The organism is Alcaligenes sp. MMA (assembly GCF_020907215.1).
Classification (GTDB): Bacteria; Pseudomonadota; Gammaproteobacteria; order Burkholderiales; family Burkholderiaceae_B; genus Alcaligenes; species Alcaligenes aquatilis.
The window spans coordinates 1670816-1684305 of the sequence record NZ_JAJJPP010000001.1; the positions used below are offsets into that span (position 1 = coordinate 1670816).

At 57.2% G+C, this 13490-nt stretch carries 11 protein-coding genes; 6 read left to right on the forward strand and 5 right to left on the reverse strand.

Going from position 1 to position 13490, the window contains the following annotated elements:
• Positions 1-40: 40 nt before the first annotated feature.
• Positions 41-1174, reverse strand: a complete 1134-nt coding sequence (locus LNA76_RS07645; RefSeq protein ID WP_108727236.1) for an aminotransferase class V-fold PLP-dependent enzyme — start codon at positions 1172-1174, stop codon at positions 41-43.
• 195 nt (positions 1175-1369) lie between these two features.
• On the opposite strand from LNA76_RS07645, the gene LNA76_RS07650 reads away from it, so the two are divergent.
• The 4 genes from LNA76_RS07650 to LNA76_RS07665 all read left to right on the forward strand — a co-directional run bounded on the left by LNA76_RS07650 (position 1370) and on the right by LNA76_RS07665 (position 6224).
• Positions 1370-1876: an RNA polymerase sigma factor gene (locus tag LNA76_RS07650; RefSeq protein WP_230018663.1), complete on the forward strand. Its 507-nt coding sequence runs from the start codon at positions 1370-1372 to the stop codon at positions 1874-1876.
• Positions 1877-1903: 27 nt separating this feature from the next.
• The gene (locus LNA76_RS07655) at positions 1904-2890 is read left to right on the forward strand and encodes a FecR family protein (protein WP_230018665.1); all 987 of its coding nucleotides are present in this window, start codon (positions 1904-1906) and stop codon (positions 2888-2890) included.
• Between the two features lie 180 nt (positions 2891-3070).
• A complete protein-coding gene (locus tag LNA76_RS07660; RefSeq protein ID WP_442778979.1) occupies positions 3071-5410 on the forward strand; it encodes a TonB-dependent siderophore receptor in 2340 nt (779 codons plus the stop codon).
• A 145-nt stretch (positions 5411-5555) separates the two neighbouring features.
• Complete coding sequence (locus tag LNA76_RS07665) at positions 5556-6224, forward strand: metallophosphoesterase (protein ID WP_094196204.1); 669 nt, start codon at positions 5556-5558, stop codon at positions 6222-6224.
• Positions 6225-6626: 402 nt separating this feature from the next.
• On the opposite strand, the gene LNA76_RS07670 is transcribed toward LNA76_RS07665, so the two are convergent.
• The 4 genes from LNA76_RS07670 to LNA76_RS07685 are packed head-to-tail and all read right to left on the reverse strand — an operon-like array spanning position 6627 to position 10803.
• The gene (locus LNA76_RS07670) at positions 6627-7715 is read right to left on the reverse strand and encodes a c-type cytochrome (protein WP_230018666.1); all 1089 of its coding nucleotides are present in this window, start codon (positions 7713-7715) and stop codon (positions 6627-6629) included.
• A 21-nt stretch (positions 7716-7736) separates the two neighbouring features.
• Complete coding sequence (locus LNA76_RS07675; protein ID WP_125277608.1) at positions 7737-8552, reverse strand: c-type cytochrome; 816 nt, start codon at positions 8550-8552, stop codon at positions 7737-7739.
• Positions 8553-8560: 8 nt separating this feature from the next.
• On the reverse strand, positions 8561-9211 hold the full coding sequence (locus LNA76_RS07680) for a cbb3-type cytochrome c oxidase subunit II (protein ID WP_094196201.1): 651 nt from the start codon (positions 9209-9211) through the stop codon (positions 8561-8563).
• Positions 9208-10803, reverse strand: a complete 1596-nt coding sequence (locus LNA76_RS07685) for a cbb3-type cytochrome c oxidase subunit I (protein ID WP_094196200.1) — start codon at positions 10801-10803, stop codon at positions 9208-9210. The genes LNA76_RS07680 and LNA76_RS07685 overlap by 4 nt, the downstream gene beginning before the upstream one ends.
• A 253-nt stretch (positions 10804-11056) precedes the next feature.
• Between LNA76_RS07685 and LNA76_RS07690 the strand changes: the two genes are divergently transcribed.
• Entirely contained in the window at positions 11057-11719 is a 663-nt protein-coding gene (locus tag LNA76_RS07690) for a response regulator (protein WP_094196199.1), read from the forward strand.
• A gap of 12 nt (positions 11720-11731) precedes the next feature.
• On the forward strand, positions 11732-13093 hold the full coding sequence (locus LNA76_RS07695) for an ATP-binding protein (RefSeq protein ID WP_230018667.1): 1362 nt from the start codon (positions 11732-11734) through the stop codon (positions 13091-13093).
• Positions 13094-13490: the final 397 nt, after the last annotated feature.

Sequence of the window (13490 nt, forward strand, 5' to 3'; positions counted from 1 at the left end):
ACTCAGGGCTCCCTTTTATTGATGCAATTGCCAGGGCAACTTACTGTTCTTCAATCGCGTCCAGCGCCTTGGCCAAACGCTCCACCGAGCGTTCCAGATTGTTCAGCTTGTCCAGGCCAAACAGACCAATTCGGAAGGTCTTGAAATCAGCAGGCTCATCACATTGCAAAGGCACGCCCGAGGCGGCTTGCAAGCCCGCCTTGGCAAACTTCGCAGCCGAATGAATCCCGTCGTCCGTGGTGTAACACACCACCACGCCCGGCGCTTCAAAACCCGGTGCGGCCACGCTGCGGAAACCATGTTCGCTCAGCAAGGCACGCACCTTGCGGCCCAGCTCCAATTGACGATTACGGATCCAGTCAAAACCCAAGGCTTCTGTCTCGGCCATCGCTTCTTGCAGCACCTTCAAGGAATCGGTTGGCAGGGTCGCGTGGTAAGCATGCGCCCCATTCTCATACGTTTCCATGATCTGCAGCCACTTGCGCAGATCGCAGGCAAAGCTGGTGCTGGTCGTGGTTTCAATGTGCTGGCGAGCACGCTCACTTAGCATCACCAAGCCGCAACATGCCGAACCGGTCCACCCTTTTTGTGGAGCACTGATCAGCACGTCCACGCCCACCTCCTTCATATCCACCCACACGGTGCCCGATGCAATACAGTCCAGCACAAACAGACCACCCACCGCATGCACGGCATCCGCCACCTGACGCATATAGTCATCGGGCAACATAATGCCGGAAGCGGTTTCCACATGCGGGGCAAAGACCAAGTCCGGTTTTTCAGCCTGAATCGCAGCGACCACTTCTTCGATAGGAGCAGGCGCATAAGCAGCCTGCTTGCCTTGCTCAATCGGGCGGGCCTTCAGAACCGTGGTGCTGGCAGGGATGGAACCCATGTCAAAAATCTGAGTCCAGCGGTAGCTGAACCAGCCATTGCGTATCACCAAGCACTTGCGGTCCGTTGCAAACTGACGGGCTACCGCTTCCATACCAAACGAGCCACTGCCCGGCACCACAATAGCCGAATGCGCCTGATAGACCTGCTTGAGCGTGCGAGAGATTTCGCGCATCACTTCCTGGAAGGTCTTGGACATATGGTTCAAGGCACGGTCGGTGTAGACCACCGAATATTCAAGCAGGCCGTCCGGATCAACGGGGGTGCTGGTTTGAGACATGAAAACCTCGGAATTCAAAGGGAGAAGATATCAAGATCGACCGATTTTAGACCAAGCCGCTCTGTACGGGCAGCTTGCCCCCAAGACCCTGCCAGTCAGAGGAAAGTACACAGACAGCTTGAATAAGAAAACCTGAATGAGAATTATTGTTATTATTCACTATTCTTTTTTCTGCCTGCTCTGCTAAGTCGCTCCATGTCTCACCCTTCACGTCCCAGAAAAGCCTGGCTCGCCTCGTATAGCGAGCTGTTTGGCCTATGGCGGCGCAAGGCCGAGAGCCGGGAAGATGCGGAAGATGCCATGCACGACACCGTAGTAGGCATGCTGGAAAACAACACCGCCTTGATCGACAACCCACGGGCCTATCTGGCACGAGGCACCAGCAACCGTCTGATCAGCCGCCATCGCCACCAAACCGTCCTGACTGTTTTGCCCTTGGACGAACTGAGCGATACCGAGCATCCCCGCCAGGCCGGAGCCGACAGCCACGCCCAATTTGAACAACTGGCCGACGCTCTGGTGAGCGCGCTGGCCGACTTGCCCCCTAAATGCCGAGAGGTCTACATCAAACACCGCCTGGAGGGCTGGACCCATACTGAAATTGCCCAGGACATGGCGCTTTCCCGCAGCATGGTGGAAAAATACATGACTCGTGCCTTGCGTCACATCCATGAACGACTGCACCATTACGTACCTGACTGACGCCATGTCGTACACAAAGCCCGCGCAATGACCCGCCCCTCTTTCTCCGACGAACTGGATCACCCCAGCGATGCCGCGCATTGGTTCGCCCGACTGCAATCGGGGCAAGCTAATGAACAGGATCACCAGGCATTTCACGCTTGGCTGGATGCCGATCCAGTCAACAAGCGTCGCTACCGCGAGGTGGAATACCTGTGGCGCGCCACCCAAGCCGTCCCGGATGAACGCCTGCGCAGCTTGCTACCCCATTCCCCTGGCCTTGTCCCGTCTCCCAAACGCCGCTACCTGACACTGGGTTTGGGCGCACTCGGCGTGCTGGCCCTGTCCGCTGGTGCCATCCATCAATCAGGCTGGTTCAGACCGGTAGAAGAAACGATGCAATGGCTTACCGCCAAAGGTGAGCGTCAACAAATCACCTTGCCTGATGGCTCCGTCATGGACTTGAATACCGACACCATTGCCCAGGCCCGTGTCTCTGCATCCAAGCGGGAAATCGAACTGCTCCAAGGCGAAGCTTTTTTTACCGTCCAGCACGACCAGACGCTGCCCTTTATCGTGCGTACCGACTTGGGCACCGTAACCGTCACCGGCACCCGCTTCAATGTGCGGCGGCTGGCAGACAGCCTGCAAGTCAGTGTTCAATCCGGTTCGGTCAAGGTGCAGTCCGGCCCTTGGTGGCGTCGTCAAGAACGCCTTTTGGGTGCGCAGCAACAAGTGCTGTTGCGCCAAGGTGCAGAGCCAGGCCCCGTACTCACTACCGACGTGGAAAGCCTGACAGCCTGGCAGCGCGGCAAGATCATTTTCAAGAACACACCGTTGGAAGTGCTTGTACAAGAAATGGCTCGCTACCTACCCCAGCCTTTGACTTTGGACGCCCCTGCCCTGCGCCAGCACCGTGTTTCCGGCATTTTCGATATCGATCACCCCGAAACAGTGCTCAAAGCACTACCCGCTATTGCTCCAGTCCACATTCACCGCGACGCCTCAGGCGTGCAGCGCATCGTGGCACGCTAAAACAAGCCTCTCAGGGCCTGTTACAAAATAGTCATGATTCTCATTCCGGTACTTGGGTGCTTTGTGCGTCTAGGTAGGTGAAGGCGGCCATCCCCTGGAGGGCAGCCCCCTGAGTCCCTTTGGCCAAAGGCTGAGCGCGTCTATCGCGCGAGATATATTTTCATTGGAAAACGTAGGATCGTGAGCCCCTTTACCCCACGTCGTCGCCACTCGCCCCTTTTGCGGGCGAACTTGAGTGCCTTGACCATAAGCGTGAGTCTGGCCTTTAGCCTAGCCCCTTTTGCTGTGCAGGCCCAACACACTGTTTCTCTTCAAATCCCTGCCCAGCCTTTGGGCGATGCCCTACTGAAACTGGGCGAGCAGACCGCTTTGCAGATCTTTTTCTCTCAGGATGTGGTTGCTGGCCGTCAAGCCCCGGCCGTATCGGGCCGTCTGGCACCTGAGCAAGCTTTGCGCCAGTTGCTCGACGGCAGTGGCATCAACTACACCCGAGACGGCAACACGATCACCTTGTCAGCCGGTGTCACTCAGTTGACGCCGGTCACGATACGCCGTGCCCCCACAGACACTGCCGACAGCTACGTCGCACTGAGCAGCCGTGGTGGCAAGCTGGACGTGCCCTTGATCGAAACCCCACGTTCGGTCTCCATCGTCACGCAAAAGCAGTTAAAGATTCTGGCCCCACAAAGTATTGAGCGTGCCCTGGCTTACACCCCTGGCGTTCAGACTGACGTATCCGGCTCGGGGGACCTACGCATGAGTGGCGCGGTGATACGTGGCTTTAGTGACGGCAGTGCCTACTACAAGGATGGTTTGAAGCAGCTCTCGGCGGGCACCTATGGTTCCTGGAACGATGACATGGACAGCCTGGACAGCATCGAAGTGCTGAAAGGCCCGGCCTCGGTGCTGTATGGACAAGGACGCCCCGGCGGTGTGGTCAATGTGGTGTCCAAGCGCCCCACAGCCGAACACGTCAACAGTCTGGGCCTGGGCTATGGCAGCTACCAGCGCCGTCAATTGACGGCGGATATCGGTGGAACCTTGAATGACGACCAGTCCTTGCTGTATCGCCTGAACCTGTCCGGGCGCAAAAGCCATGGACGCACCATAGACTCACGCGACGATCGTGTCTCGGTGTCCCCCTCCCTGCTGTGGAAACTGTCCGACCGTACTAGCCTGACGCTTTTAGGCTCTTACTCGCGCGAACGCGGTACCCCCAAGTCCTGGTGGCCCAATCTGTTTTATTATCCCGAAGTGACCGACCTGCCGCTCAAACGCACCGCCGGGGATCCGGCGTTTGACTACTTCAACCGCGACACCAAGTCCATAGGCTACGCTCTGGAGCATGACACCGAAAGCGGCTGGCGCTGGCGTCAGAACCTGCGCTATTCGGAAATCGACATTGATTACCGCCATATCTACGCCATGGCTGTTCTGGCAGACCAGCGCAGCATCTCCCGAGCCAGCCTGGCCCAGGAAACCAAAGGTCGTACCTTCACCGTAGACAGCCGGGTCGGCAAGGACTTTAACTGGGGGCCACTGGAGCACACATTGGAATTGGGCGTGGACTATCTGCGCTACAAAGAAAACGACGGTTTGGGCTTTGGCTGGAACGTGCCGGATCTGGATATGCTCGACCCGGTATACGGGCTATCCATTGCGCCGCCCGAACTGGATTACTCCGAGCGCGATCTGAAGCAAACCGGCATTTACATGCTGAACCAGCTGAAATGGGACAAGTGGGTCGCCAATGTCAGCTTGCGCCACGACACCGCTCGCACCGTACAAAGCAGTGCGATGCAGCCTCGCATGACGGACCGCGCCACCACCGGCAGTGCGGGTTTGCTGTATCTGTTCGACAATGGTGTAGCTCCGTACATTAGCTATTCCACCGCCTTTGATCCGACCACAGGGCGAGCCGCAAATGGCACGGCGTTCAAGCCCCGCGAGGGCAAGCAGTACGAAGCCGGTGTCAAATACCAGCCACCGGGTACCGATGCCCTGATTACCGCTGCGGTGTTTGATCTGCGCCAGACCAATGTCACCACACCCGATCCGAACTTCCCGCGCTTTAGCGTACAGACAGGCGAAGTACGATCCACGGGGATTGAACTGGAAGCCAAGCTGCCCATTACGTCTGAGCTAAACCTGATGGCAGGCTATACCTATCTGGACCCACGGACCACGAAAAGCGAGCGTCCGGCGGAGATTGATCGGCAGACATTACAAACCGCACGTCAGACCGCCAGCCTGTGGTTGGACTATCGGCCCCAGCAGATTCAGGGTTTGATGGTAGGGGCGGGTGTACGGTATCGGGGCAAGTCGCCCAATGATGTACGGCCCGATGGCAGTCTGAACGACAACCCCTCTTTCACCTTGGCAGATATGGCGGTGGCCTATGAGACCTCCCGCTATCGGGTGGCCTTGAACGTCAACAATGTATTCAACAAGAAGTACTACACCGGCCAATTCCGGGGCATGGAGCGCGAGGTGATGTTGAACATGAATCTGTATTGGTAAGGCTGTTGCTGGACATGGGCCTGTCTTGCCTGGCAAGCACGACTTGCTCTGACTGAGTGCAGCGGCAGGCCGCGTCTTTCTTGACTCGGTCTGCCACTCTGAGTACCGTGATGAGCACGTTTCACCTAGTCTGGGTCTCATCATCATGCAGGTAGCACGCTTTAGTCAGAACACCCTGGGACGCGATATTGCGGTTGGCGATATTCACGGTTGCTTCACCAAGCTGCACGCCTCTTTAAAGCGGATTCACTTTGATCCGTCCAAGGATCGGCTTTTTTCGGTGGGAGATCTGGTGGATCGCGGCCCGGAGTCGCACCATGTTCTGGGGTGGTTGGACCTGCCCTGGTTTCATGCAATTTGTGGCAATCACGAACAACTGACCTGGCGGCGCGCGGTTGGGCAAGCTATTCAAGAGGTTGATCACCGTGTGCATGGCGGGCTCTGGCTGGATGATTGCACTCCGGACGAACAATCCATTATTGCGCAGCGTCTGCAAGCCCTGCCTTTAGCAATGGAAATTGAAACGCCATTGGGTTTGGTGGGGATGGTCCATGCCGACTTTCCCTACGATGATTGGCAACACATCCATACCGAGAGTTTTGATGCCCATGACCGCCATGTCTGCATGTGGTCCAGGGACCGCTATGTGACTGGCTACGATGGCATGGTCAATGGCCTCCGGGCCTTAGTGCATGGACACCAGACAACGCACAAGATGCGGCAATTGGGGAATGTGTTTTTCATTGATACCGGCGGGTGGCTGGATCATGGGCATTTCACCTTGCTGGATTTGAAGCGTTTGGTGGCTTTGTAGGTGCTTTTGTTTTCGATTACGGATTGTGAGTGCAAGATTAGTCTCTGGGGAAACGCTGTTTCGGTCCTGCTGAGGTGTCGGGGCTGAGCACTGGCCGGCGCTACGCACCGGCAAGGAGCCAAGCCCAGAGGACGGCCCCCCGGCCCAGACAGGCGTTTTCACGAAGCACTATCTAAACAAGCAGCCTCCACGCTCTCCCATACTCAGCACCCCCAGCTCAACACACAAACAGCCTGGTCCCCAGCAACCAAGAAACCGAAGAAGAAGAAGAAGAAGAAGAAGAAGAAGAAGAAGAAGAAGAAGAAGAAGAAGAAGAAGAAGAAGCCAAAACAAAACCGCCTCGGTTCCCAAAAGAAACTGAGGCGGTCTCACCGTCAGACAAACAGCCAACAGGCCAAAGGCTTACTTCTCCACGCCTCCACCCAAAATCACGCCGTTCACTTCCTTACCGTAGTAACTTTCCTCGCCATCGTGGAACTCCACACGCGCTTGCTCAACCGTCCCCTTCTGACGGGCATCCTTGGGACGCTCATGACTATTGATATACGCCGCTACGTCCCACGCATCCTGATCGGACAAGGAGAACGGTTTACCCAAAGGCATATTGGCCTTGATAAAACCGGCAGCCGTATCAATCCGTGCCATCCCCGCTCCCCAGTTGTAGGAGTTCGCCCCCCACAAGGGCGGGAACACCACACCACTTTCGGCATCCTTCTGTCCCTGACCGTCCACCGCGTGACACAACACACAGTTGTTGGTGTAAACCTCTTTACCCCGCGCGACGTCATAGCCCAGCTCGGTCTTTTTAAGTTTGGGAAAACCAGCACCCGGCAGCTTCTGCCCCGTCGGCGCCCCATCGGACATCCAGTACATATAAGTCATTAGGTCACGATACACATCACTGCCAGCGGGCGGCGCAACACCCGAAGGCGAAGCCTGGGCATTCATCGAATACGTGAAGCAGCCCATGATGCGATCTTCCAGGGTACTGATGGCCTTGGTCTTGGAGCGATACGCCGGGTAACGAATATACGCGCCCCACATGGGTGCCGAGTGCTCACGGCGTCCCGCATCCAGGTGACAGTTCACACAGGCCAGGGTGTTGCCCACGTGATCGGACACGGTCGTGGCGGTTTCCATAAAAATAGTGCGACCGCGACGAACCGCTTCACCATAAGGGGTATCCGGAATGCTGCTCTCTGCAGGGGGCAGGTAATACCCATCTGCCCCCACCGGCAGCCCGGCGGTCACCGCTAACTTATCTTTGCTTTGGGTCTTGCGATCCGCTTCCATCGCCGCACGACTATAGGTAGCCTTGCCCAGTTGAGAGGTTCCCTCATCGGGCGATCCCAGCGAAAACGACAGCCAGCCCTTGGCATTCAAGCCATAGCCAATTGCAAAAAGCAGCACACCAATGCCGGCCCCCCAGGCCAGCCTGCGTCCACCCGACATAGCGGATTTGCTGCGACCATTGTGTTGAGTGTCTTTCATGAAAAGCTCTCTGTTCTGATCTTATTTCGCCTGCTTGCCATCGGCGGGCAGCGAGGCGGCATAGTAGGAAACCGCATACAAGTCCTCGTAGGACAAACGCGAGGCAATATCGTCCATCAGGTTTTGCGGCGAGTTGTGGCGATGCCCGCCCTTCCAGGCCGACAACTGGCTGAACAAATACTCGGCTTGTTGCGCGGCCAAAGGAGGGAAAGAAGCGCCCACACCTTCACCCTGACTACCGTGGCAACTAATGCAGGCTGGCACGTTCTGCTTCCAGTCCCCTTGATGAAACAGGACTTCGCCACGGGCCAGGTTCGCATCCGAACTAGGCACATTAATGAGAGGTGCAGGCAGTGTGGCGTAATAGCTAGCCAGCTCTTTCATATCGTCCGGCTTCAAGCCACGAGCCACATACTGCATGGACTCGTTCAGGCGTGTCCCGTTGGCAAAATCCTCCAGTTGCTTGAGCAGATACGCTTCTGGCATACCGGCCAAACGTGGCGTGATGCCCGCACCTTCACCCGCCTCGCCGTGACAGGAAGCACAACTCCACACACTGCCCTGCCCGGAATGCACCAGCACAGGGGCATCCTTCAAAGCGGCAATAGCAGGTACCACGGGAGCCCCGCCCGCATTGGCAACAACAAGGGGAGCGGTCGGTTCATCGGGCGCAGCATGCGGCGCCAGATCGTGCAGGTACAGGCCCACACCTGCCAAAGCCAAGGCAAACAGCACAGCCAGCAGAAAAATCGGAATGGGGCGAGGCGGCTCCCAGGGCTCGAAAGTGGGGTCGATGTTCTCGACCTGAGGCGAACTAGAAACTTTTTTCATTGTCATGACTTGTCCTATTTAGCGCCCGAGTCCGTCGAGACTTCAGCGGGGCGACGATCGTAGCCTCGATCGCGTTTATCCAGTTCCTGAGCCGTGGTCGCATAGGTGCGATCCAGCGCCAACAGATACGCCACCAAATCCAGGGCCTCCTTACGGGCAACCACGTGTTTGCCCGCAGGCTGCAAGGATTCCGGTAAACGCACGACCACGTCACCTTCAGCCAGTTGATCTTTCAGCTCGAACATATAGGGGTAGGACGGCATCAGGCTCCAGTCAAAAATCGCACGGGGCTGATACAAATGGGTCAAATGCCAGTCACGGCTTTTCATGCGCGCCCCCACGTTGAACAGGTCCGGACCAGTACGCATGGTGCCCAGCAAGTGAGGCGAGTCGTAGAAGTAATCGCCCGGAGTGGACGCACGGCCCCAGCCATGTGAGGTGTCAAACAAAGTTTGACCCGTGGAGCGTGGCTGCTGGCTGTGGCAGTACAAACAGCCGTTGGCCACGTACGCCTCACGTCCCAACAACTGCTGAGCGGTATAAGGTTTCAGCGGCTCGGGTGGTTCCGAGGTACGCAGTTGCCAGGCTGGCAGAATCACCAGCATCAAGGTCGCCAACAGCAACACGCCAATGGCCCCGATCAGTAAAGGTAAGAGTCGATTCATGACGCATCTGCCTGAGCAAGAGTAGGAGTCGCATTAACAGCGGAGTCTTTGCGCAACAAGAGCAAGGCAAAGTGAGCCGCAAAAATGAAGTGGCCCAAGGTCATCATGGTGCCGCCAATGGAGCGGGCTTCCAGATACGGAACCATCTTGCGAGTGATCTCGCCAAAGCTTGAACCAGGGTCCATCAAGCCCATGCCCTGCACCACACCGGCAATGCTCAGGGCCAGCACGTAAATCGTGAAGCCTGCGGTCACCAGCCAGAAATGGGTTTTGATCAGGGCCGGAAAGGGCCAGCGACGTCCCAGAATGTGCGGCATCATGTAATACAGCGTGCCGAACATCACCATGGACACAAAGCCGTAGGCACCCAGGTGGGCGTGACCGACGGTGTAATGCGTAAAGTGCGTGACCGAATTCACCGAGCGAATCGCTTCCAGCGAACCCTGGAAGGAGGACAAGGTGTACATCAGCGCACCAATCCACACGAAACGCAGGGCCATGGATTGCTTGAAGGCCCACAGGTTCTGCGCAACGGTCACGTGCTGGTTAATCGCCACGGCAATCACCGGCACAAACATCATGATGCTGTGTACTACGGACAAGGTAACAGCCCAGGTTGGCACCGGTCCGCCCATCAAGTGGTGAATACCGACCTGGCTATAGAACAGCGCCAGACTCCAGAAACCCAGCAAGGACACGTTGTAGGAATACACGGGTTTGCCGATGATTTTGGGGATGATGTAGTAAGCCGCGCCCACACCCATAGGCGTCAACCACAGACCCAACACGTTGTGAGCAAACCACCAGTTCACCGTTGCCTGCTGGGCACCGATATGCAGACCAGGGATGTTGGACACCAGAAACAGAAAGGGAAACCAGACCATGCCGGCCAGGAAGTACCAGCCTGACACGTAGATGTGACGCGACTTGCGGTTCGCTGCGGTCTCAATCGCAGGCCAGGCCAGGAAAAAGCCTCCTACCGCCAGCAAAATGTCGATCTGCCAGGGAAATTCCAGCCACTCGATCCCGTCAGACCAACCATTGGCCACGGCAATCGTGCCACCCAATACGCCCAGGGTCCACAGCGCGGCGCCAAAATACACCATATTGGGGCGACGCAAAGGCGTATGAAAAATACGCGGCAACAGCCACAGGGCCACACCAATCCCAGTCACCGACAGCCAGCCATAGGCCACGATGTTCAGGTGCAAGGTCCGCGCACGGCCAAAGGTCACTTGGGCCACATCGGCCAACCAGTCGGGCCAATGCAGTTTCAACGACGCCATCACACCAAACACCGAACCGATCAGCAGCCAGGTAATCCCGACGGTAACCAGCAGCAGAACCGGCCCCCGACCACTGCGGTCAATACCCGCGCGTAAAACGTCAAAACGATGGGTCTGTGCTTCGTTCTCCCCCCCAAAGGAAGCACTATCATCCGGCTGCCCAAGCTCACCTTTCATGAAGATGGTCTCGGCTTCGTTCTTCCCAACGAAAATCAGCTTGTTTGCTACGGCCCAGACAAGAATGCCCAGTGCCACCAAAGAGGCGACAAAACTGGTCGCCAGTAATATTCCTAATATAGGAGTCATGTGAGTTAATACCCGATATCTGTCATGCGGCTAAGCCTAAAGAAACGTCATTGCCCAAGCCGGTTTTATTAAAAAAGTAAGTACCGAGATACAAATGCAATGCAATCTCCTTCACAGTAGAGGATCAGGATTAAGGCCAAATTAAGAGAATTTCTCCTCTCGCCCCTACCTTCAAGACTGCTAACATGAACGCCGAAATGTAATAAAAATCAGGCTTTACCTGCACAAGCCGCATTCGCTACAGGGGGAGAGAATGCACGTTTTACTTGTTGAAGATGATGCGCTTGTCGCCAGCGGAATTGTGGCGGGCCTGCGACTGCACGGACTGACCGTGGACCACGTGGACACAGCCAGCCTGGCCGACACCGCCTTGCTGTCTTCGCACTTTGATGTCTGTATTCTGGATCTGGGCTTGCCCGATCAGGACGGGCTGACGCTGCTGCGCCGCTGGCGCGACCAAGGCCGCAAATTGCCCATTCTGATTCTGACGGCCCGCGATGCCCTGCATCATCGGGTCGAAGGACTGCTGGGCGGGGGCGATGATTACGTCATCAAACCTTTTGACCTGGACGAATTGCTGGCCCGTCTGCATGTCTTGACACGACGAGTCGCTGGCCATGAAACCGATTGCATTGAATATGGACGGCTCAGTTTCTGTGCCTCCACCGGCCACGTCACACTGGATGGCAGGCCGGTCAACCTGGCGCGCCGCGAACTGTCCTTGCTGCGCGCCTTGCTCAATAAGCCCCACACCATCCTGAGTGCCGAACAGCTATGCGACAGCATCTATGGCTATGACCAGGATCTGGAAAGCAATGCCATCAATGTGCATATCTACCATTTGCGCCGCAAGCTGGGCAGCCATATTGTCCAGACCGTGCGCGGCCTGGGCTACAAACTGGGGCCTGCCGGCTAGGTATTGGACGCCATGAGCTTACGCCTTAGATTGCTGCTGATTATCGGCATTTCCCTGACCGTACTCTGGAGCGCAGTAGCAACCTGGATGCTGATGGATGCGCGTCACTCTTTGCGAGAGGCGCTGGATAGCCGACTGGCCGCATCGGCCCGCATGGTGGCCGGACTGGTCGCCCAGTTCCCGAATTTGCAGGAGCTGGCCCAATCGGCACAGCAACCTTTGGACATCATTGCCCGTGACGGGGTCGCCTGCGAGATCAGCGTGGTGCGCAGCGAAGTGGAAATCCAGGCTGTCAGCCGTACTGCAGGCAGCCCCGACATGTCGCAAGTGGCTTTGGGTTTTGGTACACACGTGCATGGCGGCAAGCGCTGGCGCACTTTTGTGTTGCGTGAAGGCCATATCCAGATTGCCGCCGCCGACAGTATCGAGATACGCGAATCGCTAGTGCGGGAAATCATGCTCTCGGCCGGTCTGCCCTTTGTGGTGGCTTTGTTTGGCAGCCTGTTGCTGTTATGGATTGGTATCGGTCACGGCTTGGCCCCACTGGAGCGGATTCGGGATTTGCTGTCGCGCCGCCGCCCAGGTGACGACAGCCCGCTACCCAAAGTCAAAGCCCCGATTGAGCTGCAACCCTTGCTGCGAACCATTGAAGAACTGCTGGAGCGACAACAAGCCGCCATCATGCGCGAGCGCCGCTTTACCGACAGCGCCGCCCACGAGCTACGCACCCCGCTGACAGGCATCAAAACCCATATTCAAGTTGCTCATCTGGCCGCCCAACGCCCTGGAGAGCGCAACACGCTGGATACGGCCTTGAGTCAGGCCGATCAAGGCGTGCAGCAGCTACAGAACATTTTGCAGCGACTGCTGGAGCTGGCCCGACTGGACGGTCAGGGCGCCAGCCAGGAAAGCAGCCAGGCGGACGAGGCCGTGTATGCTGCCTTGCATGCGCTTAAAGCCATTTACGGCGACACCATAGACCAAATCACGCTGGATATACGCAGCAAACCAGGCCCGGTGAAAATTGAAAAATCCCTGCTGACAGTGGCCGTACAGAACCTGATCGACAATGCCTTGCGCTACACCAAAGCGCAGCAGTCCATCAGTCTGCGGATTGAAGCGGGAGAACCGGGTTACTTGCGTATCAGCGTGCTGGATCATGGCCCCGGATTGAGCGACAGCGAGCGGGATATGGCCATGAACCGTTTTTGGCGCGGTTCGCAGCAGCAGGCGGGGTATGGGCTGGGCTTATCCATCGTGAACGCCATCGCTACCCAGCATGGCGGCACGCTGGAACTGCTGAATCGTCAAGGCGGGGGGCTGGAAGCGCGTCTGACCGTGCCAATCGGTGCGCCAAGGCCGCTCTATAACTAACGTCGCTGTTGCTCCCCAGCATCTGGCCTATTACTTGTAAAGCACGAAACGCTGATTGCTGATTGCTGATTGCTGATTGCTGATTGCTGATTGCTGATTGCCGAGCAGTCTACGGGCACAACGCCCGTTCTAGCCTAGTCAGACATCCTCGAACACACCGGCTGAAACCGAGTCAAGCGACAAAAAAAGCCCCCACGCTGCGCCTTCGACTTGCGCTCCACCTCGCGGCTTGTATGCCGCTCGGATTCGCTAGGCACACAGCAGTCCGCAATGGACTGCTGTGTGTCCAGGCTCATCCCCGAGGGGGAGCTTTTGCCGGGGGCGCCGAGCCTTGGGACGGCCCGGCGACAAAAAAAGGCCGGAGCCCATAAAGGGTCCGGCCTTTTCAGTTTGACGC